The sequence below is a fragment of the Paraburkholderia susongensis genome (assembly GCF_900177725.1).
Taxonomy (GTDB): domain Bacteria; phylum Pseudomonadota; class Gammaproteobacteria; order Burkholderiales; family Burkholderiaceae; genus Paraburkholderia; species Paraburkholderia susongensis.
In genome coordinates this window covers 659,481-680,021 of record NZ_FXAT01000004.1, presented here as the reverse complement: position 1 = coordinate 680,021, position 20,541 = coordinate 659,481, and the positions used below count along the sequence as shown (strand labels likewise).

The 20,541-nt window shown below is 66.5% G+C and carries 20 protein-coding genes; 8 read left to right on the top strand and 12 right to left on the bottom strand.

What is annotated here, in order from left to right:
• Nucleotides 1–86 precede the first annotated feature (86 nt).
• The 12 genes from B9Z01_RS15915 to B9Z01_RS15860 form a co-directional block, all read right to left on the bottom strand.
• Nucleotides 87–698 (bottom strand): DUF4126 domain-containing protein, encoded by a 612-nt coding sequence (locus tag B9Z01_RS15915; RefSeq protein WP_085484616.1) that lies wholly within the window; start codon nucleotides 696–698, stop codon nucleotides 87–89.
• Nucleotides 699–933: 235 nt separating this feature from the next.
• Nucleotides 934–1,254, bottom strand: coding sequence for a quaternary ammonium compound efflux SMR transporter SugE (sugE, locus tag B9Z01_RS15910; protein WP_085484614.1), 321 nt, complete (start codon nucleotides 1,252–1,254; stop codon nucleotides 934–936).
• Nucleotides 1,255–1,467: 213 nt separating this feature from the next.
• Nucleotides 1,468–2,166 (bottom strand): two-component system response regulator KdpE, encoded by a 699-nt coding sequence (gene kdpE, locus B9Z01_RS15905; protein WP_085484612.1) that lies wholly within the window; start codon nucleotides 2,164–2,166, stop codon nucleotides 1,468–1,470.
• Nucleotides 2,159–5,278 carry a DUF4118 domain-containing protein gene (locus tag B9Z01_RS15900; RefSeq protein WP_244196030.1) on the bottom strand — a complete coding sequence of 1,040 codons (3,120 nt, stop codon included), beginning with the start codon at nucleotides 5,276–5,278 and terminating at the stop codon, nucleotides 2,159–2,161. The genes kdpE and B9Z01_RS15900 overlap by 8 nt, the downstream gene beginning before the upstream one ends.
• 253 nt (nucleotides 5,279–5,531) lie before the next feature.
• Nucleotides 5,532–6,110, bottom strand: a complete 579-nt coding sequence (gene kdpC, locus B9Z01_RS15895) for a potassium-transporting ATPase subunit KdpC (RefSeq protein WP_085484610.1) — start codon at nucleotides 6,108–6,110, stop codon at nucleotides 5,532–5,534.
• A gap of 58 nt (nucleotides 6,111–6,168) precedes the next feature.
• Nucleotides 6,169–8,253 carry a potassium-transporting ATPase subunit KdpB gene (gene kdpB / locus B9Z01_RS15890; protein ID WP_085484608.1) on the bottom strand — a complete coding sequence of 695 codons (2,085 nt, stop codon included), beginning with the start codon at nucleotides 8,251–8,253 and terminating at the stop codon, nucleotides 6,169–6,171.
• Between the two features lie 110 nt (nucleotides 8,254–8,363).
• Complete coding sequence (gene kdpA / locus B9Z01_RS15885; protein WP_085484606.1) at nucleotides 8,364–10,169, bottom strand: potassium-transporting ATPase subunit KdpA; 1,806 nt, start codon at nucleotides 10,167–10,169, stop codon at nucleotides 8,364–8,366.
• Nucleotides 10,166–10,258 (bottom strand): K(+)-transporting ATPase subunit F, encoded by a 93-nt coding sequence (kdpF, locus tag B9Z01_RS15880; protein WP_085484604.1) that lies wholly within the window; start codon nucleotides 10,256–10,258, stop codon nucleotides 10,166–10,168. Before kdpF ends, kdpA begins: the two co-directional genes overlap by 4 nt.
• Nucleotides 10,255–10,368 carry a potassium ABC transporter ATPase gene (locus B9Z01_RS15875; protein ID WP_085484602.1) on the bottom strand — a complete coding sequence of 38 codons (114 nt, stop codon included), beginning with the start codon at nucleotides 10,366–10,368 and terminating at the stop codon, nucleotides 10,255–10,257. Before B9Z01_RS15875 ends, kdpF begins: the two co-directional genes overlap by 4 nt.
• A 236-nt stretch (nucleotides 10,369–10,604) precedes the next feature.
• The gene (locus B9Z01_RS15870; protein WP_085484600.1) at nucleotides 10,605–11,579 is read right to left on the bottom strand and encodes a quinone oxidoreductase family protein; all 975 of its coding nucleotides are present in this window, start codon (nucleotides 11,577–11,579) and stop codon (nucleotides 10,605–10,607) included.
• Nucleotides 11,580–11,716: 137 nt separating this feature from the next.
• The gene (locus tag B9Z01_RS15865; RefSeq protein WP_085484598.1) at nucleotides 11,717–12,106 is read right to left on the bottom strand and encodes a methylglyoxal synthase; all 390 of its coding nucleotides are present in this window, start codon (nucleotides 12,104–12,106) and stop codon (nucleotides 11,717–11,719) included.
• A gap of 86 nt (nucleotides 12,107–12,192) precedes the next feature.
• Complete coding sequence (locus B9Z01_RS15860; RefSeq protein ID WP_085484596.1) at nucleotides 12,193–12,972, bottom strand: SDR family oxidoreductase; 780 nt, start codon at nucleotides 12,970–12,972, stop codon at nucleotides 12,193–12,195.
• A 275-nt stretch (nucleotides 12,973–13,247) separates the two neighbouring features.
• Here B9Z01_RS15860 and upp point away from each other — a divergent pair, with 275 nt between their 5' ends.
• From upp to B9Z01_RS15820, 8 genes are all read left to right on the top strand, one after another.
• A complete protein-coding gene (gene upp / locus B9Z01_RS15855) occupies nucleotides 13,248–13,898 on the top strand; it encodes a uracil phosphoribosyltransferase (RefSeq protein ID WP_085484594.1) in 651 nt (216 codons plus the stop codon).
• Between the two features lie 479 nt (nucleotides 13,899–14,377).
• Nucleotides 14,378–15,106 (top strand): YebC/PmpR family DNA-binding transcriptional regulator, encoded by a 729-nt coding sequence (locus B9Z01_RS15850; protein ID WP_085484592.1) that lies wholly within the window; start codon nucleotides 14,378–14,380, stop codon nucleotides 15,104–15,106.
• Nucleotides 15,107–15,389: 283 nt separating this feature from the next.
• Nucleotides 15,390–16,700: a phosphoribosylamine--glycine ligase gene (gene purD, locus B9Z01_RS15845; protein WP_085484804.1), complete on the top strand. Its 1,311-nt coding sequence runs from the start codon at nucleotides 15,390–15,392 to the stop codon at nucleotides 16,698–16,700.
• 295 nt (nucleotides 16,701–16,995) lie between these two features.
• Entirely contained in the window at nucleotides 16,996–17,919 is a 924-nt protein-coding gene (gene hemF / locus B9Z01_RS15840; protein WP_085484590.1) for an oxygen-dependent coproporphyrinogen oxidase, read from the top strand.
• 66 nt (nucleotides 17,920–17,985) lie between these two features.
• Complete coding sequence (locus B9Z01_RS15835; RefSeq protein ID WP_085484588.1) at nucleotides 17,986–18,750, top strand: nicotinate-nucleotide adenylyltransferase; 765 nt, start codon at nucleotides 17,986–17,988, stop codon at nucleotides 18,748–18,750.
• Between the two features lie 4 nt (nucleotides 18,751–18,754).
• Complete coding sequence (rsfS, locus tag B9Z01_RS15830) at nucleotides 18,755–19,204, top strand: ribosome silencing factor (protein ID WP_085484586.1); 450 nt, start codon at nucleotides 18,755–18,757, stop codon at nucleotides 19,202–19,204.
• Nucleotides 19,205–19,240: 36 nt separating this feature from the next.
• Nucleotides 19,241–19,711 (top strand): 23S rRNA (pseudouridine(1915)-N(3))-methyltransferase RlmH, encoded by a 471-nt coding sequence (rlmH, locus tag B9Z01_RS15825; RefSeq protein ID WP_085484584.1) that lies wholly within the window; start codon nucleotides 19,241–19,243, stop codon nucleotides 19,709–19,711.
• A 200-nt stretch (nucleotides 19,712–19,911) separates the two neighbouring features.
• Nucleotides 19,912–20,541 carry a Maf family protein gene (locus B9Z01_RS15820; protein WP_085484582.1) on the top strand — a complete coding sequence of 210 codons (630 nt, stop codon included), beginning with the start codon at nucleotides 19,912–19,914 and terminating at the stop codon, nucleotides 20,539–20,541.

Genomic DNA, 20,541 nt, shown 5'->3' with positions numbered 1-20,541 from the left:
GATGGCCTGGCGCAACAGATCCGCGCGGCCGAAACGGCGCGCCGTCGTATGCTCAGCGCGCGCCCCGGAACCTCTCAACGTTTCGCTCAATCGTGCCTGCTCCTCGCAAATCGCGACACCATGTGCGTGGCCATGCCGCGAAAACCGCCCTGCACGCCGCGCCACAATCGCGGCAACGCCCACGCCGCGAGCAGCAGAAAGCCTACCATCAAGACCAGAAACACGAGCGGCACGAACAGCGCGAGCAGTACGCCGCCGAACACGAGGCCATCCTCGGCGGTCGAGGTCACGACGTTCGACACCGGTTCCGGCGACAGGTTGATGAGCGCGCGCGTGCCCGCCTTCGCGAGATGCGCGGTGCCCGCGAGCGTGCCGCCCGCGAGCGCGGCGACGGTCAGAAGCGCCGGATCGGCGTGGCCGAGCGCGCCGGCGGCGAGCACCGCGCCAGCCGGAATGCGGATGAAGGTGTGGATCGCGTCCCATAGCGAATCGAACGCGGGGATCTTGTCGGCGAAGAATTCGGCGAGCGTCAGCACGGCCGCCGCGCCGATCACCCATGGCGAGGACAGCGCGGACAGCGTGGCAGGCAGATGAATGAGGCCGAGACGTTCGAACACGCCGGCGAGGAGAACCGTCAGATAGAGGCGCAGACCGCTGCCCCATGACAGGCCAGCAGCAAGCGAAAGTGATTCAAGCATGGCCGCCTCCAAGCGCTTGGGGCGTGCCGAACGCAGCGGCGGGATGAAGCGCAAGCTCCGCGCCGGAGTCGTCAGACTCGCCTGGCCGGCCGCGCCGGGCAGGCCGCGGGCAATTTCAGGATCGTTTCTGTCTCATTATAGCTACGTTAATTCGCAGAACGTAGAGCGGCGAACGAAGTGCGGCGGGCGCGGCAGCGGTTTCCGGGTCAATCGCCCAGGATCAATGCCCGTTGGGTCAGTGCCCCGACGACAGCTTCAGCCCGACGAGGCCGACCACGATCAGCGCCGCGCTGGCGACCCGCGCGACGGAAAGCGCCTCGCCCATCATCACGACGCCGAACACGAAGGCGCCGACCGCGCCGATCCCGGTCCAGACCGCGTAGGCCGTGCCGAGCGGCAACTGGCGCATCGCGACGGCGAGCAGCGCGAAGCTGCCGAGAGCGGTCACGATCGTGAACACGGACGGCCAGAAACGGGTGAAACCTTCGGAAGTTTTGAGACCGGTGGCCCATGCGACTTCGAGCAAACCGGCGATGAGAAGAAGAAACCAGGACATCAGACAGCTCCATGAAAAAAAGGGGCCGTCCCCGATGATCGATGCAAGCGTAAGGTCGTCCTTACGTCAGGGGATTATAGCGAAACTCGGAAGTACGGCAGGGCGCGGGGACCTTCGCGAGCCCGCCACAGGCGTGCCAAGCCCCGCGCATCGAGGTACGCACAAAGCACGCACAAGCACCCACGATAAGGCGCCCGCCGCCGGCTCCCCGCCTCACACAGCCCCCACCAGTCGGTAGCCGACGCCCGTTTCCGTGACTATATGCTCCGGCTGCGCCGGGTCGCGCTCGAGCTTGCCGCGCAGATGCGCCATGTAGATGCGCAGATAGTGGTGGCTTTCGACGTGCGACGGCCCCCACACGTCACGCAGCAGTTGCCGGTGCGTGAGCACGCGGCCGGCGTGGCGCACGAGCGTCGCGAGCAGCCGGTATTCGATTGGCGTCAGATGAATCACGGCGCCCTCGCGCGTGACCTGGCGCAGCGCGAGATCGACGGTGACCGTGCCGAAACGCACCTGCGGCGATTCGCTCGCGCCACCCTGATTGCGCCGCCGCAGATGCGCCCTGATCCGCGCGAGCAACTCGGAGACGCCGAACGGCTTGGTCAGGTAGTCGTCCGCGCCGGCGTCGAGCGCGGCGACCTTCTCGCTTTCCTGGGTGCGCGCCGACAGCACGATCACCGGCAGCTCGCTCCAGCCGCGCAGCTCGCGGATCACTTCGAGGCCATCGGTATCGGGCAGGCCGAGATCGACGATCACGAGATCGGGCTTGCGCGTCGCCGCCTCGACGAGCCCCTGCTTGCCGGTCTCGGCATCATGCACGGCGATGCCCTCGTCTTCCAGCGCCGCGCGCACGAAACGGCGAATCTGCTTTTCATCTTCGATCAGGACGACGGTGATGCTCGGGTCACTCATGAGTGGGTCTGGCAAGCGGGTTGAGGGCGGCAGCGCCGGATTGGATGTCGGTGCGAGTTTCGGCGGGCGCTTCCAGATGCGCTTCGATGTGCGCATCCCTTGGCGACTCCCCGGGCGTTTCTGCGTACGTTTCTGAGTGCATTCCGGCGCGCATTCCGGCACGCGGCTCGGCGTGATGCAGCGGCTCGGCGGCGTCTTCGTCTTCGAGCGTATCAGGCACGTCGGGTGGCGTCTTGACCGGCAGCGTGAACCAGAAGCGCGCACCCTCGACGCGGCCGTCCGCCGCGATCCGGTTGAGCGCGCCGATTGTACCGCCGTGCGCCTCGACGATCGCGCGGCAGATCGCGAGCCCCAGGCCGATGCCGGGCTTGGCCGACTCCTTCTCGCCGCGCGTGAACTTCTCGAACACGCGCGCTTCCATGCCCGCGGGCAGCCCCGGGCCGTCGTCGTCGACGCTCACGCGCACGAACGGCGCGCCGTCCGCATCGATCTGCTGCGCGCCGATCGTGAGCGGCGTGCCGGGCGGGGTGTATTTGGCCGCGTTCTCGAACAGGTTCGAGAAGAGGCGCTCCATGAGCACCGCATCGAGATGCAGCAGCGGCAGATCGGCCGGCAGGGTGACCCGCACCGGATGCCCCGCGAGCACGCGCTTGCACGCGCGCAACGCGGCGCCCACGGTTTCCTCGAGCAGTGTCCATTGCTGGTTCAGCCGCAGACTGCCGGCCTGCAGACGCGCCATGTCGAGCAGATTCGTGACGATGCCGGTCATGCGCAGCGCCTCTTCGTGGATCGCCTCGACGAGTTCGTCGCTGCGCTGCGCGGCTGCTTGTGCTTCACGTTGTGCTTCGTGTTGTACTTCGTGTTGTGCGTCGGCCTGCGCGGCGGGCTCTGCTTGCGCGGTTCCTTCTGCCTGTGCGCCAGACTGTGCCTTCTGCGCTGCATCGGCGTGCACATCCGTCATCTGTGCTTGCTCCCGCCCTTGCCGCGTTTGCGCGAGCATCGACGAAAAACCGACGATCGTCGTCAACGGCGTGCGCAGATCGTGCGAGATCGCCGACAGCAGCGAATTGCGCAACCGCTCCGACTCCATGTTGACGAGCGCATCGCGCGCGATATCGACGTAATGCACGCGCTCGAGCGCGAGCGCGATCTGCGCGGCGAACGCGTCGAGCATGCGCCGCTGCTCGGGCACGTTCAGCTCGCGCTCGTCGCGCACCACAGCCGCTAGCACACCGCGCGTGCGCATCGGCGCCTTCAGCGGCAGATACAGCGCCGCCGCCGCGGGCAGCGTGTCGGTGCCGTGGCCGGCCGGCTTCTGCTGATCGTAGACCCACTGGCCGACGTCGAGATCGAGCTCGTCGCCTTCGAGCGTGATCGCCGCGTCGGGGTCCTCGATCTTCTGCCTGACCTGATCGGCGCTGTCCGGCAGCAGGATCGCGACGCGCGCGCCGAACACCTCGCTCACGTGCCGGCTGCCGACGCCGACGATCTGCTCGGTGGTCAGCGCCGCGGCCAGTTCGTGCGCCATCTCGTACATCGCGCCGGTGCGCTGCTCGCGGCGCCGCGCGACGCGTGCCTCGCGGCGCAAACTCGAAGTCAGATGGCTGATGACGAGCGAGGTCAGCAGCATGCCGAAGAAAGTCAGCAGGTACTGCGTATCGGACACCGACAGCGACATGCGCGGCGGCACGAAAAAGAAATCGAACGCGGCGACGCTCGCGAACGACAGCACGACGCCCGGCCCGCGCCCGAGCTTCACCGCCGTGAAGATCACGCCGAGCAGATACAGCATCACGAGGTTGGTCAGATCGATGTGGTCGATCAGCTGACTCGACAGCAGCGTGATCGCCGTGCCGATCGCGAGCGCAAGCGCGTACGCGCGCGGCGGCGAGCGGCGTTCGTGCGCCGCGCTCAGCGCCTCTCGCCAGGCATTGGCGGTCGTGTTCAGGAGACGCCGCTGTTCGCCGCCATCCCGTTCGGACGACACGCGAATCAGCGTGAGGTCGAGATCGCCGGTCTTCTCGGCGATGCGCTCACCGAACGGTCTGCGCAGCCAGCGCCTCACCCCCGTGCGCGACGACGCGCCCGCCACGAGCTTCGACACGTTGCGCGCCTGTGCGTAGCCGATCAGCGCGTCGAGCGCGTCGGCGGCGGCGAGCGTCGCGGTTTCGGCGCCGAGCTCGGCGGCAAGCTTCAACGCGTTCAGCGTGCGTTCGCGACGCGCGTCGGGCAGACGCTGCAACGCGGGCGTCTCGACATAAACGGCGAGCCAGTCGGCCTTCAGGCTCGCGGCGAGACGCGCCGCCGCGCGCACCAGCGCCGGCGCCTCAGGGCCCGGGCCAACGCACACGAGCAGCCGCTCACGCGCCTGCCAGATGCGCTGGATCGAACGGTCGGCGCGATACTCGCGCATCTGCGCATCGACGCGATCGGCGGTGCGGCGCAGCGCCAACTCGCGCAGCGCGATCAGGTTGCCCTTGCGAAAGAAGTTGCGCACCGCGCGCTCGGCCTGCTGCGCCATGTACACCTTGCCGTCGCGCATGCGGTCGAGCAGTTCCTCGGCCGGCAGATCGACGAGCGTGACTTCGTCGGCGTGATCGAACACGCGATCGGGCACCGTCTCCCAGACGCGGATGCCGGTGATCTGACCGACCACGTCATTGAGGCTTTCGAGGTGCTGCACGTTGACGGTCGTATAGACGTCGATGCCCGCATCGAGCAGTTCGTAGACGTCCTGCCAGCGCTTCAGGTGGCGCGCGCCCTGCACGTTCGAATGCGCGAGTTCGTCGACGAGAATCAGTTGCGGCTTGCGCGCGAGCGCGGCGTCGAGATCGAACTCACCGAGCTTGCGGCCGCGATACTCGATATGCGCGAGCGGCAGCACGTCGAGCCCCGCGAGCAGCGCGGCGGTTTCGCTGCGCCCATGCGTCTCGGCGATACCGACCAGCACCGCGACGCCCTCCTCCTTGCGGCGCCGCGCGGCCTGCAACATCGCATAAGTCTTGCCGACGCCGGCCGACGCGCCGAAGAAAATCTTCAGCTTGCCGCGCTGGCGCTTTTCTTCGGCGCGCTGCAGCTTGTCGAGCAGTTCGTCAGGATCGGGGCGGTTCATGCTCAGTGATTTTTCATGGTCGTGCGAGCGACGGTGTCTGCATGGTGGCACGGTCCACGCCGGCCCGCAAATAGCGGCGCGGCGCCACGCGGGCGCCGCTTCTCCGATGAACCGCAACGGCGCCGCGCCTCGTTTAGTCTCACGACGGGGCGCGGCTCGCTTCCGGCCCGATCTTCCCGCCTGATTCCTCGCGCGCGTGATTCTTCCGCGCCCGAATCTACCAGGCCATGCCCACGCTAATGACGGACTTGCCTTAGCCGCGTTTCATCTCATCGAGCGCGAGGTTCAGCTTCAGCACGTTCACGCGCGGCTCGCCGAGCACGCCGAACTGCCGCCCCGTCGTGTAGCGCTCGACGAGCGCCTGCACGTCGCCCGGCGCCAGATGGCGCGCCTGCGCGACGCGCCCGACCTGGTAGGCCGCCGCCGCAGGGCTGATCTCGGGATCGAGCCCGCTGCCCGACGAGGTAACCAGATCGACCGGCACCGGCTTCGACATATCGGTGCCGGCCGCCTTCAGCGCATCGAGACGGCCCTTGATCTCATCGAGCAGCGCCGGGTTGTTCGGCCCGAGATTCGAGCCGCCCGAGTTCTGGGCGTTGTACGGCATCGGCGTCGTCGCCGACAGACGGCCCCAGAAGTACTGTGGCGCATCGAACTGCTGGCCGATCAGCTGCGAGCCGACCACCTTGCCGTTCTGCTCGATCAGGCTGCCGTTGGCCTGATTGCGGAACGCGGTCTGACCGATCGCGGTCATCACCGCGGGATAAGCGAGTCCGGTGATCGCGGTGAGCACCGCGAAGATCACGATCAACGGACGGAACAGATTTTTCATGATGGGTCTCTTTCCCTTTTCATCACTTTTCATCACTTCGTAGCAGGGCGGCTCGCGCTCAAACCCAGCCGAATGCCGCAAGCACCATGTCGATCAGCTTGATGCCGATGAACGGCACGATGATCCCGCCGAGACCATAGATCAGCAGATTGCGGCGCAGCAGGATCGCGGCGCCGAGCGCGCGATAGCGCACGCCTTTGAGCGCCAGCGGAATCAGCATCACGATGATGAGCGCGTTGAAAATCACCGCCGACATGATCGCCGAGGCCGGCGTCGCGAGATGCATCACGTTCAGCGCATTCAATGCCGGATACGTCGAGGCGAACGCGGCCGGAATGATCGCGAAGTACTTGGCAACGTCGTTGGCGATCGAGAACGTCGTGAGCGAGCCGCGCGTCATCAGCATCTGCTTGCCGATCTCGACGATCTCGATGAGCTTGGTCGGGTTCGAATCGAGGTCGACCATGTTGCCCGCCTCTTTCGCGGCCTGCGTGCCGGTGTTCATCGCCACCGCGACGTCGGCCTGCGCGAGCGCCGGCGCGTCGTTGGTGCCGTCGCCGGTCATCGCGACGAGGCGGCCTTCGGCCTGGTGCGCGCGAATCGTCGCGAGCTTCGTTTCCGGCGTCGCCTCGGCGAGGAAATCGTCGACGCCCGCCTCGGCCGCGATCGCCGCTGCCGTGAGCCGGTTGTCGCCCGTCACCATCACGGTCTTGATGCCCATCCTGCGCAGCTCGGCGAAACGCTCCTTGATGCCGCCTTTCACGACGTCCTTCAGCTCGATCACGCCGAGCACGCGCGCGCCCTGCTCGCCTTTCTCGGCGACCACGAGCGGCGTGCTGCCGCGCCGGGCCACATCCGCCACCGCGCTGCTGACTTCGTTCGGGAAACGGCCGCCGTTCACTTCGACGTAGTGCTTGACCGCATCGGCCGCGCCCTTGCGGATTTCGCGCCCAGGCAGGTCGACGCCGCTCATGCGCGTCTGCGCGGTGAACGCGAGGAACACCGCGTGCAGCGAACTCATATCGCGCTGGCGGATATTGAAGCGCTGCTTCGCGAGCACGACGATGCTGCGGCCTTCCGGCGTTTCATCGGCGAGCGACGACAGCTGCGCGACATCGGCGAGCGCTTCCTCGGTGAGACCGGGCGCCGGCAGGAACTGCGATGCCTGACGGTTGCCGAGCGTGATCGTGCCGGTCTTGTCGAGCAGCAGCACGTCGACGTCGCCGGCGGCCTCCACGGCACGTCCTGACGTCGCGATCACGTTCGCCTGCATCATGCGGCTCATGCCTGCCACGCCGATCGCCGAGAGCAGCCCGCCGATCGTGGTCGGAATCAGGCACACGAGCAGCGCGACGAGCGCAGTAATCGTCACTACGTGCCCTGCCTTCGCGGCTTCGACGGAGAATATCGAGAACGGCAGCAGCGTCGCGGTGGCGAGCAGCATCACGATCGTCAGCGCGACGAGCAGGATGGTCAGCGCGATTTCGTTCGGCGTCTTCTGACGCTTGGCGCCTTCCACCATCGCGATCATGCGGTCGAGAAACGCCTCGCCCGGATTCGCGGTGACGCGCACGACGATCCAGTCCGACAGCACGCGCGTGCCGCCCGTCACCGAGGAAAAATCGCCGCCCGACTCGCGAATCACGGGCGCCGATTCGCCGGTGATCGCCGACTCGTCGACCGACGCGACGCCGTCGATTACTTCGCCGTCGGCCGGAATCACGTCGCCGGTCTCGACCAGCACGACGTCGCCCTTGCGCAGATCGGAAGCCGTCATGATGCGGATCGGCGACTTCGGATGCGGCTCGTTGAGCTTCTTGGCCATCACGTCTTTCTTCGCGCTGCGCAGCGACGCGGCCTGGGCCTTCGAACGGCCTTCGGCAAGCGCCTCAGCGAAGTTCGCGAACAACACCGTGAACCACAGCCACAGCGTGACCGCGAGAATGAAACCCGCGGGCGCCTCGGCCTGGCCACCGAGCGCGGCGATCCACAGAATGGTGGTCAGAATGCTGCCGACGTACACACAGAACATCACCGGGTTGCGGAACTGCGTGCGCGGCGTGAGCTTCCTGAAGGAATCCACGATCGCCGGGCGCAGCAGCGCCGGGTCGAACATGGATCTCGTAGCATTGTGTTCAGTCATTGAATCCTCGAATATCCCTTTGCGCTTGCCGGGGGTCTTGCCTGGCATTCACCGGCAAGCGCTTTCACTTGTTCAGCCGCGGGTTCCCATCGGCGCGTCACATAGGCCTGTCAGTGCGCGCCCATCATGATCAGATGTTCGACGCCGGGACCGAGCGCGAGCGCCGGCACGTAGGTCAGTGCGCCGACCAGCAGCACGGTGCCGAGCAGCAGCACGACGAAGAGTGGCCCATGCGTGGGCAGCGTGCCGCCGGTCACGCCGATGCGCTTCTTCGCGGCGAGCGAGCCCGCAATCGCGAGCACCGGGACGATCGTGCCGAAGCGGCCGAACCACATCGCGATCGCGGTGAGCCAGTTGTAGAACGGTGTGTTCACCGACAGGCCCGCGAACGCGCTGCCGTTGTTGTTCGCCGCCGAGCTGAACGCGTAGAGAATTTCGGAGAAGCCGTGCGCGCCGGGGTTCGCGATGCCGGCCTTGCCCGCGTCGCTAAGCACTGCGATCGAAGTGCCGACGAGCACGAGCAACGGTGTGAGCAGCACGACGATCGACACCATCTTCATCTCGTACGCCTCGATCTTCTTGCCGACGTACTCGGGCGTGCGGCCGATCATGAGTCCCGCGACGAACACCGCGAGCAGCGCGAACACGAGCATCCCGTACATGCCGGAGCCGACCCCGCCGAAGATCACTTCGCCGAGCTGCATCAGCAGCATCGGGTACAGGCCGCCGATCGGCGTGAGCGAGTCGTGCGTATTGACGACGGCGCCGCACGACGCCGCCGTGGTCGCGACCGTGAAGATGCCCGACTGCGCGATGCCGAAGCGCGTTTCCTTGCCTTCCGCGTTACCGCCCGGCTGCAGCGCGTTGGCCGACTGATCGATATGCAATGCGGCGAACGCCGGATTGCCGCTCTGCTCCGCGCTCATTTCGCCGAACACGCAGACGCCGAACGCAATCGTCATCGCCGCGAGCACGGCCACGCCCTGCCTGCGGTCGCCGATCACGCGGCCGAACACGAGCGTGAGCGCCGCCGGAATGATGAGGATCGAGAAAATCTGCACGAAGTTCGAGAACGGCGTCGGGTTTTCATACGGATGCGCCGAGTTGCCGTTGAAGAAACCGCCGCCGTTGGTGCCGAGCATCTTGATCGCTTCCTGCGAGGCGACCGGGCCCATCGCGAGGGTCTGCGTCTTCACCTGGGTGTCGACCGTGGCCGGATTGCCCTTCGCGTCCTTCACCGGATTGCCTTGCGCGTCGAGCTTCGGCGCGGCGTAAGTGGTGGTTTGCAGCGTCGGGACGTCCTGATACGCCTTGAAGTTCTGGATCACGCCTTGGCTCATCAGCAAGGCCGCGACGACCGCCGCCATCGGAATGAGCACGTACAGCGTCACGCGTGTGATGTCGACCCAGAAGTTGCCGATGGTCTGCGCGGTGTGGCGCGCGAAACCGCGAATCAACGCCATCACGACGACGATGGCGCTCGCCGCCGAGAGGAAGTTCTGCACGGTCAGCCCGAGCATCTGCGTCAGATAGCCGACGGTCTGCTCAGGCGTGTAGTCCTGCCAGTTCGTGTTGGTCACGAAGCTGACCGCCGTATTGAACGCGCTGTCGACCGACATCGCGCCGAACTGCTGCGGATTGCCCGGCAGCCAGCCCTGCACGCGCAACAGCACGTAAAGGAACCCCACGCCGAGGACGTTGAAAGCGACTGTCGCGATCGCGTAATGCTTCCAGCCCATCTCCGCGGATGGATCGACGCCCGCGATCCGGTAGAGCAGCCGCTCGAGCGGCGCGCCAAAGCGCACCACGCGCGAGCTGCCATCCATCACCGCGCCGAGATAGCTCGCCACCGGCACCGCGGCGGCCAGCAGCACGACGATGAAAATGCTCGCCTGCAGGACATTGTTCGCGTTCATTCAATGTCCTCCGCGCGCAGCAACGCATACACGAGATAAATGAACAGCAGCGCGGTCGACGCGCCCGCCAGCCAGAGCATCCAGGTCATGAGCGCGCTCCCTGCCCGCGGCGGAACTGCATCAGCTTCTCGCAGCCGCCAATCAGTCCAAAGGTCAGCACGGCAAACAGCGCGAGCCCCCCGACATACAGCACATCCATTCTTGTTCTCCATTAACGGACTTTGGATAGATAGAACGGTATGCCGATGCGCCTAAAGGGCTGGTCAAAGATGGCGGGGCACGCGTAAAAATCGCGTAAACGTGGAAGGGCCACGCCATCGGAAGATGGCGCGGCCCTGGGTGCGATGAACCGACGTGGAGTGTTGGCCGCGCTATTGGCCGCCGCGTCGATGCGGCGGCTTCTGCTTTTGCGGAGTTAGTCCGCTGCTTCGGCCTTTACGGCAGCAGAATCGTCGAGCCCGTCGTGCGGCGGCCTTCGAGATCCGCATGCGCCTGGCCGACGTCCGCCAGCGCGTAACGCTGATTGATGCTCGTCCTGACCTTGCCCGAGACGAGCACATCGAACAGCTCCGCCGACATCGCCTCGTAATCGCTGCGTTTGGCGATATAGGTAAAGAGCGTCGGGCGCGTAAAGAAGAGCGAACCGCGCCCGGCGAATTCCGACGAATCGATCGGCGGCAGCGGCCCCGACGCATTGCCGAAGCTCACGAAAAGACCTAGCGGCGCGAGGCAGTCGAGCGACTTCTCGAACGTGTCCTTGCCGATCGAGTCGTACACGACCGGCACGCCCGCGCCATTGGTGATCTCGCGCACGCGCTTCGTGAAGTTCTCGCGTGTGTAGACGATTGCATGATCGCAGCCGTGCGCTTTGGCGATCTCGGCCTTTTCGTCGGAGCCGACCGTGCCGATCACGGTCGCGCCGAGCGCCTTCGCCCACTGGCACACGAGCAGGCCGACGCCGCCCGCCGCGGCCTGGATCAGGATCGTGTCGCCGGCCTTCACGCGATACGTGCGGCGCAGCAGATACTGCGCGGTCAGCCCCTGCAGCATCACCGAGGCGGCCTGCTCGTCGCTCACCGCGTCGGGCAGCTTGACGACCTGCGCAGCCGGCAGCACGCGCTCCTGCGCATACGCCCCGGGCGGCCGCGCGACGTAGGCGACGCGATCGCCCACCTCGAGCCCGGCGACACCCGCGCCGACCGCGCTGATCTCGCCGGCCGCCTCCACGCCGAGGCCTCCCGGCAGCGGCAACGGATAGCGGCCGGTGCGGAAATACACGTCGATATAGTTGAGGCCGACCGCCGTCTGGCGGATGCGGATTTCGCCCGCGCCCGGCTCGCCCACCTCCACGTCGACCCATTTCATCACTTCCGGGCCGCCGGCTTTATCGAATCGGATTGCCTTGACCATCATGTCTCCTTGATCTGGATTGTCGTGTTGTTCGTGTCCTGCTTTTGCCAGACTCGTATCCGGCTCGCGCGTTGCTTATGAGTTGCTTGCGCTTCGCCGGTGCCTCGCTTGCGCCTCGCTGCAACCGCGGCCAGGCTTCAGGCCTGCCCCGTGAGACGCAGCGTCAGCACGTCGAGCACCATGCGCGCGGTCGAAATGTTCGTCGCGCACGGAATGTTGTGCACGTCGCAGGCGCGCACGAGCGCGTTGATGTCCGGTTCGTGCGGCTGCGGCGTCATCGGGTCGCGCAGGAAGATCACCATGTCCACCCGCCCTTCCGCGAGTTGCGCGCCGATCTGCAGGTCACCACCGTGCGGACCGGACAGCATGCGCTCGACCTTGAGCCCATGCGCGTCGCTGATGCGCCCGCCGGTCGTGCCGGTCGCGACGATCTCGCAGCGCGCGAGCGTGTCGGCGTATTCGCCGGCCAGTTTGACGATATCGTCCTTCTTGTGATCGTGTGCGATCAGCGCAATGCGGGTGGTCATGACGTAAGACTCCTCAAATCGTTGTGACTGTTGTTATGCGTTGGCACGTACCCGCCCAATCCTTTCCCTCCCGGTACGTACCGGGTTCAAAACGTCCCAGGATAAGCCCCGCCATCGATCAGCCAGTTCTGCCCGGTGATGTACCCGGCGTGCACGCTGCACAGGAACGCGCAGGCGCGGCCGAACTCGTCGCGATTGCCGAAGCGCGCGGCGGGAATCGTCTTCATGCGCTGCTTGCGCGCTTCGTCGATGGAAATGTTTTGCGCCTTCGCCTGCGCCTCGAACGTCACGGCGATGCGGTCCGTGTCGAACAGCCCCGGCAGCAGGTTGTTGATCGTCACGCCGGTGGGCGCGACCTTGCGCGCGAGTCCCGCGACGAAGCCGGTCAGGCCCGAGCGCGCGCCGTTCGAGAGGCCAAGCACGTCGATCGGCGCTTTCACCGCCGAACTCGTGATGTTGACGATGCGCCCGAAGCCGCGCGCGCTCATCGTGTCGATGGTCTGGCGGATCAGCTCGATCGGCGTGAGCATGTTGCCTTCCAACGCGCGAATCCAGTCCTCGTGCGTGAAGTTGCGGAAGTCGCCCGGCGGCGGGCCGCCCGCGTTGTTGACCAGAATGTCCGGCTGCGGACAGGCGGCGAGCGCCGCCGCGCGGCCTTCGGGCGTGGTGATGTCGCAGGCGACCGTCTTGACCTCGACGCCGCTCTGCTTGCGGATCTCGGCGGCGGTCGCCTCCAGCGTTTCGGCCGTGCGCGCGACAATCGTCAGATTGACGCCCTCGGCGGCGAGCGCTTCGGCGCAGCCACGTCCCAAACCCTTGCTGGCTGCGCAGACGAGCGCCGTACGTCCTGCGATTCCCATATCCATGTGTGTGTCCTCGTGACGTAGTCCCGGCGCGCGGCGCGCGGGCGTGGCAAAGTTTCCCCCGATTCTAGAAGAATCAGTGCCGGACTGTGCCGGACCACTGCAATCTCCGGTATCGTCGGGCGGCACTCTTTCGGTAAACTTGCGGCGTGGCGCGCCCATCCGTCTGCCGAGTTCTTCGCACCCGTCGCCTGTCTCCGTGAATCCGGGAGCCAGGCGACGCGCGCAGCGGCCGGCGCGCCGAACCGATCCACCTTGCCGCCGCGTGCGCCCCCGCCATGACCCAGGACAGCCGTTTTCCCAATCTTTTCATCCTCGATCACCCGCTGATCCAGCACAAGCTGTCGCACATGCGCGATCGGGACACGTCGACCCGCACGTTCCGCGAGTTGCTGCGCGAAATCACGCTGCTGATGGGCTACGAGATCACCCGCAACCTGCCGATGACCACGCGCCGCATCACCACGCCGCTCGTCGAGATCGACGCGCCGGTAATCGCCGGCAAGAAGCTCGCGATCGTGCCGGTGCTGCGCGCGGGCATCGGCATGTCGGACGGCCTGCTCGAGCTGGTGCCGTCGGCGCGCGTGGGCCACATCGGCGTGTATCGCGCCGACGACCATCGCCCGGTCGAATACCTCGTGCGGCTGCCGGACCTCGAAGACCGCGTGTTCATCCTGTGCGATCCGATGGTCGCGACCGGCTACTCGGCCGTGCACGCGGTCGACGTGCTCAAGCGCCGCAACGTGGCCGGCGAGAACATTCTGTTCCTCGCGCTCGTCGCCGCGCCCGAGGGCGTGCAGGTGTTCCAGGACGCGCATCCGGACGTGAAGCTGTTCGTCGCCTCGCTCGACTCGCATCTGAACGAGCATGCGTACATCGTGCCGGGCCTCGGCGACGCAGGGGACCGGTTGTTCGGGACCAAGAACTGAGAGCGGCGCGGGCCGGGTTTGCGCTTCATTTTCATTACATTTCCGCCCGGTTTCGCGCCTCAGCCCCCTCGGCCGCACCCTCGCGGCGTGATAAAATTCGAATCTGCTCACCGCACGGCTCGACTTGCAACTTCGCTGCAACTCCGGCCTGTCGCATCGGCTGGCGCACCGCGCTTTCACGTGGGAGCATGCGGCGCCTGTCCAGCGGCGCCACGTTTGCCGCGCGCACGCCGCCCTGCTCCCACTGCGCCGCCGGACTTCGCCCCCCTTCCCGGGCCCGCTCCGGCTCGAGCCGGAGCGAACGGGCACCAGCGCCGGCGGGCAAAGGCAGTCAGGCGCGGGCCAGGACAAGCAAACACAGGCAAAGGCAGCCGTGCTGCCGGACAGTTTGACATCGAGGCGCAACACGCGAGCGCCCGACATCGCAACGACAATTGCACAATGCGTGCGCCCCGCTGGCGCGCGCGACGGAGAAAAGTATGGCGGGTCATTCGAAATGGGCCAACATCAAGCATAAGAAAGCAGCGGCCGATGCCAAGCGCGGCAAGGTCTGGACGCGGCTCATCAAGGAAATCCAGGTCGCGGCGCGTATGGGCGGCGGCGAGATCGACTCGAACCCGCGCCTGCGGCTCGCCGTCGAAAAAGCGTACGACGCGAACATGCCGAAGGACAACATCAACCGCGCGATCCAGCGCGGCGTCGGCGGCGCGGACGGCGCGAACTACGAGGAAATCCGCTACGAAGGCTACGGCATCGGCGGCGCGGCGGTGATCGTCGACACGATGACCGACAACCGCACCCGCACGGTCGCGGAAGTGCGTCACGCGTTCTCGAAGAACGGCGGCAACATGGGCACGGACGGCTCGGTGTCGTTCATGTTCGATCACGTCGGCCAGTTCCTGTTCGCGCCCGGCACGCCGGAAGACAAGCTCATGGAAGCCGCGCTCGAAGCCGGCGCTGACGACGTCGTCACGAACGAAGACGGCAGTATCGAAGTGCTGTGCCCGCCGAACGATTTTTCGAAGGTGAAGGCTGCGCTCGAAGCGGCGGGCTTCAAGGCCGAACTGGCCGAAGTCACGATGAAGCCGCAGACCGAAGTCGAATTCACCGGTGACGACGCCGTGAAAATGCAGAAACTGCTCGACGCGCTGGAAAATCTGGACGACGTGCAGGAAGTCTATACAAACGCATCGATCGCCGACGAATAAGCGCGCCATCCGCGCGGGGCGCGCGTCATGAGTGCGGCTCATGGGTGCGGCTCATAAGGAGCCGCGGCGCGCCGCCGGGTCATTGCACCATTCGTCGAGCGTTCATTGGGAAGATGGCGGACAACGCCCGCGCGTTTCGCGCGCTGCGCCGCCGCTTCAGGCGGGTTCGCGCTGTAGTTGCCCGTTATGGCGTTGCTCGCTGTAGCCGCTCGCTGTTGATGGTTTATTGCACGGCTGGGCCAACCGCCCGGCCGTTTATGGTTTTCAAGTCTCGGGGATTCACATGAAGTTACTCGTCGTCGGTTCCGGCGGTCGCGAACATGCGCTCGCATGGAAGCTCGCGCAATCGCCGCGGGTCCAGCTCGTCTACGTCGCGCCGGGCAACGGTGGCACCGCTCAGGACGAACGTCTGCGCAACGTCGACATCACCGAGCCGGCTGCGCTCGCGGATTTCGTCGAAAAAGAGCAGATCGCCTTCACGCTGGTCGGGCCGGAAGCGCCGCTCGCGGCGGGCATCGTCAACCTGTTCCGCTCGCGCGGCCTGAAGATCTTCGGGCCGACCAGGGAAGCCGCCCAGCTCGAAAGCTCGAAGGACTTCGCGAAGGCGTTCATGAAGCGCCACGGCATTCCGACCGCCGAATACGAAACCTTCGCCGACGTCGCCGCCGCGCATGCGTATCTCGACGCGAAGGGTGCGCCGATCGTCATCAAGGCCGACGGCCTCGCCGCCGGCAAGGGCGTCGTGGTCGCGCAGACGCTCGAAGAAGCGCACGTCGCCGTCGACATGATGCTGTCGGACAACAAGCTGGGCGACGCCGGCGCGCGCGTCGTGATCGAGGAATTCCTCGCTGGCGAGGAGGCGAGCTTCATCGTGATGGTCGACGGCAAGCACGTGCTGCCGCTCGCGTCGAGCCAGGACCACAAGCGTCTGCTCGACGGCGACCAGGGTCCGAACACGGGCGGCATGGGCGCCTACTCGCCCGCACCGATCGTCACGCCGCAGCTGCATGCGCGCGTGATGCGCGAAATCATCGTGCCGACGGTGCGTGGCATGGAGAAGGAAGGCATTCGCTACACCGGCTTCCTGTACGCGGGTCTCATGATCGACGCGCAAGGCAACCCGAAGACGCTCGAATTCAACTGCCGCATGGGCGACCCCGAAACGCAGCCGATCATGGCGCGCCTGAAGGGCGACTATTCGAAGGTAGTGGAGCAGGCGATCGCGGGCACGCTCGATACGGTCGAACTCGAATGGGATCGCCGCACCGCACTGGGCGTCGTGCTCGCCGCGCACAACTATCCGGACACGCCGCGCAAGGGCGATCGCATCCACGGCATTCCCGCCGAAACCGAGGATTCGGTCACGTTCCACGCGGGCACCACGCTCACGGACGGCAAGCTGGCCACCTCGGGCGGCCGCGTGCTGTGCGTGGTCGGTCTGGCGGATTCGGTGCGCACCGCGCAGGCAGCCGCCTACGAAACGATCAACCAGATCGCGTTCGACGGCATGCAGTATCGCCGCGACATCGGCTACCGCGCGCTGAACCGCAAGCACGACGCGCGCACCGACAGCAAGCCCGAAAGCAAGCTATAAGCGGCCGGCCCGCCCGCGTGCACCGTCAACGGCAGCACGCCGCGGGCGCCGCAGTGCGGGCAGGCTGCGCGACGCGCGCTACACTGCGCTTTTCGCGCTCGTCGCGAGTAACGGGCACGGGCCCGCGAACCAACCGGCTGAAGCGGCGGGCCGCTGCCTTCCCCCGGCTCCTGCGCCCGCGCAATCCGAACCAGCGGCCCGCCCGTGCAGGCTCCGGCCCGACGCCGGCGCAGCCGGAGCCCTCTTTCGAAGAACCCGCGGCACGACGAGCGTGCCGCCCTCAGCACCTGCATTCATGACCGATTCGAGCTACGACGCACAGGCTGTGCGCAGTTGGCTGCAAGGCCTGCAATCGCATATCGCGGACACGCTCGGCGCCTTCGACGGCACGCCGTTCGCGACCGACACGTGGCAGCGCGCGCCCGGCGAAAAGCTGCGCGGCGGCGGCGTCACGCGGATTCTCGAAGGCGGGCAGTTCTTCGAGCGCGCGGGCATCGGCTTCTCGGACGTCGCGGGCGACGCACTGCCGGGCTCGGCGAGCGCCGCGCGGCCGCAACTGGCCGGGCGCGGCTTCGAGGCGATGGGCGTGTCGCTCGTGCTGCACCCGCACAATCCGCACTGCCCGACCGTGCACATGAACGTGCGCCTGCTCGTCGCGACGAAGGAAGGCGAAGAGCCGGTGTTCTGGTTCGGCGGCGGCATGGACCTCACGCCGTACTACGGTTATGAAGAGGACGCGCGGCATTTTCATCGCGTGTGCCGCGATGCGCTCGAACCGTACGGCGCAGACCTGTACCCGCGCTTCAAGCGCTGGTGCGACGAATATTTCTTCCTCAAGCACCGCAACGAAGCACGCGGCATCGGCGGGATTTTCTTCGACGATTTCTCGGCGCCGGGCTTCGACCAGTCGTTCGCGATGGCGAGGAGCGTCGGCGAAGGCTTTCTCAAAGCCTACCTGCCGATCATCGAGAAGCGCCGCAACATGCCGTACGGCGAAGCCGAGCGCGCATTCCAGGCATACCGGCGCGGCCGCTACGTCGAGTTCAATCTGGTCTTCGACCGTGGCACACTGTTTGGACTGCAGAGCGGCGGACGCACGGAATCGATCCTGATGTCGATGCCGCCGGTTGTGAACTGGCGCTATGACTGGCAGCCCGAGCCGGGCACGCCGGAAGCGCGCCTTTACAGCGATTTTCTCGTGCCGCGCGAGTGGGTGTGACGCGGTGTCCGCCCTGCTCATGGTCACGCTCAAGGTCAAGCGCAAGTCACGCTCGAGGATCCTCACCTGAAGCCGAACGCTCATCCTGTCGCCCTGCCCCGCCGGATCGGTCTGCTGGGCGGCACCTTCGATCCGATCCACGACGGCCACCTCGCGCTCGCGCGGCGTTTCGCCGACGTGCTGCGGCTGACCGAACTGGTGCTGCTGCCGGCCGGCCAGCCGTGGCAGAAAGCGGACGTGTCGCCGGCCGTGCACCGGCTCGCGATGACGCGCGCAGCGGCCGGCTCGCTCACGCTGCCCGGCGCGACCGTACGCGTCGCGACCGACGAAATCGATCACGACGGCCCGACCTACACGATCGACACGCTGCGCCGCTGGCGCGAGCGCGAGGGCAACGACGCGTCGATCACGCTGCTCATGGGCGCGGATCAGCTCGTGCATCTCGACACGTGGCACGAGTGGCGGCATCTGTTCGACTTCGCGCATATCTGCGCGGCCACGCGGCCCGGCTTCGATCTCGCGTCGATACCGCCCGCGGTCGCGCGGGAAATCGCCGCGCGCAAGGCCAGCGCCGAAGTGCTGCAAGCGACGCCGTGCGGGCATCTGCTGATCGACACGACGCTCGCGTTCAACGTGTCGGCCACCGACATTCGCGCGCATCTGCGCGAACAGGTGAGCCGCCAGCTCGCTTCAACGAGCGGCAGGACGCACGGCGAAGCGCACGACGAAGCACACGGCAAGACGCACGACAAAACGCACGGCAAAGCCGCCAGTCATGTTCCCGCCGCGGTGTGGAACTATATTCTTCAACATCATCTGTACCACCGGTAACCTCATGGATATTCGCAAACTGCAACGCGTGATCGTCGACGCTCTCGAAGACGTCAAAGCGCAAGACATCAAGGTGTTCAACACCAGCCACCTGACCGCGCTGTTCGATCGCGTGATCGTCGCGAGCGGCACCTCGAACCGGCAAACCAAGGCGCTCGCCTCGAGCGTGCGCGAAAGCGTCAAGGAAGCCGGCGGCGACATCGTCAGCACCGAAGGCGAGGACATCGGCGAATGGGTGCTGGTCGATTGCGGCGACGCGATCGTTCACATCCTGCAACCGGCGCTGCGCCAGTACTACAACCTCGAAGAAATCTGGGGCGACAAACCGGTGCGCATCAAGCTGTCCACGCCGAATCCGTTCGGCGGCGCGCGCGCGAGCGACGCCGACGAGGAAGAAGACGAGGAAGCGCCGGCCGCGAAGCCCGCGCGCAAGACGGCGGCACGCCGCAAGTAAGCCGGCCGTGGCCGGCACACCGCTACTTTCCCCGCGATGAAACTGCATATTCTCGCCGTCGGCCACAAGATGCCGGATTGGATCGCCACCGGCTTCGACGAGTACGCGAAACGCATGCCGCCCGAGTTGCGCATCGAACTGCGCGAGATCAAACCCGAGCAGCGTTCGTCGGGACGCCCGGCCGAAAGCGTGATGGCGGCCGAGCGGCAGAAAATCGAAGCCGCGTTGCCGAAAAACGCGCGCATCGTCGCGCTCGACGAACGCGGCAAGGACTGGACCACGATGCAGCTTGCCGGCGCGCTGCCTGGCTGGCAGCAGGACGGGCGCGACGTGGCCTTTCTGATCGGCGGCGCGGACGGGCTCGATCCCGATCTGAAGGCGCGCGCCGATATGATGCTGCGCGTATCGAGCCTCACCTTGCCGCACGCGATGGTGCGCGTGCTGCTTGCCGAACAGCTTTACCGCGCGTGGACCATCACGCAGAATCACCCCTATCATCGCGCGTGAGCGCCCGAGGCACGGGCGGCGACGCGCGTCCGGCGATGTGATGATCGCCGCGCCGATCGTTGCGTCCGGCACTGCATTGCGGACACATCGACCGGCGCACCTCGCCAGCGCTCGCCCTGCCCGCTCATCCGCGCTCACTGCGTTCATCGCACTCACCGCACCCACCGCCTTCAGGCAATCCGCTTCCTCGAGACCCGTTCATGCCGACACCTTCCGCTTCGCTGCATCCGTTCGTCTACCTCGCCTCGCAAAGTCCGCGCCGCCAGGAGCTGCTGCAACAGCTCGGCGTGCGTTTCGAACTGCTGCTGCCGCGTCCCGATGAAGATGCCGAGGCGCTCGAAGCCGAACTGCCCGGCGAACCCGCGCGCGATTACGTGCAGCGCGTGTGCATCGCGAAGGCGCAGGCGGCGCGTGCGCGGCTCGTCGACGGCGGCCACGCGGCGCGGCCGATCCTCGTGGCGGACACGACCGTCACGATCGACGACGCGATTCTCGGCAAGCCCGTCGATGCCGACGACGCCGTCACGATGCTCACGCGCCTCGCGGGACGCACGCACGAAGTGCTGACCGCCGTCGCGGTGATCGACGCCGCAGGTGCCTTGCTGCCCGCGGCGTTGTCGGTGTCGAAGGTGCGTTTTGCCGCAGTGCATGCCGACGCGATCCGCCGCTATGCAACAAGCGGCGAGCCGCTCGGCAAAGCGGGCGCTTATGGCGTGCAGGGACGCGCGGCGGAGTTTATCGAGCATATCGACGGGTCCTATTCGGGTATCATGGGTTTGCCGCTTTTTGAAACTGCTGCCCTCCTGCGCGCAGCGCGCATCGACTTCTAG